Genomic DNA, 496 nt, shown 5'->3' with positions numbered 1-496 from the left:
TGCACCGAAGTCCATTGCACCGAAACACAGCCGTCCCTCGGCCGCGTCGAGCTGGCCGATCCGATCGGAGTACGCGGTGGCGAAGGCGTCCCGCTCGACCAGTGACTGCGGTGTGCCGGTACCGGGGTCCAGCAGTACGGCGCGCAGCTGCTCGCGGGTTCGGTCGCGCAGGTCATCCAGCCGGCCGTACAGCGTGTCGACATAGTCCTGCTCGCAGGTGAGCTCCTGCTGGTACGTGGTCGGCACCTGGGGTCCTCCCGGCTTGTGCGGTGTGACTGTGCTGTCCGCGTGATTACGCTCCGTTCGCGGGCATCCGCACGGGCGTTGGGAACGGCGATGCGAACGTCGAGCTTATGCGGCCGGGCACCCCGAGCGTCTGGCCCACTGGTCCGGGCCTGGTCACATGGGCCCGCGCGATCAGCCGGCGAGAACTTCCCGCCGGCAACCATCCACACGAATCATGATCCGTGCGAGTTTGTCGTTGTGTACGCTATTT

The 496-nt window shown here is 66.5% G+C and carries 1 pseudogene; it reads right to left on the bottom strand.

The features are described 5' to 3' along the window. Window positions 1–246 (bottom strand): annotated as a pseudogene (locus tag U9980_RS17615) (helicase); the annotation flags it as partial. Window positions 247–496 lie beyond the last annotated feature (250 nt).

The sequence above is a fragment of the Protofrankia sp. Cr1 genome (genome assembly GCF_963555865.1).
In the GTDB taxonomy this organism is placed as follows: domain Bacteria; phylum Actinomycetota; class Actinomycetes; order Frankiales; family Frankiaceae; genus Protofrankia.
This window is presented reverse-complemented; position numbering and strand designations above follow the sequence as displayed.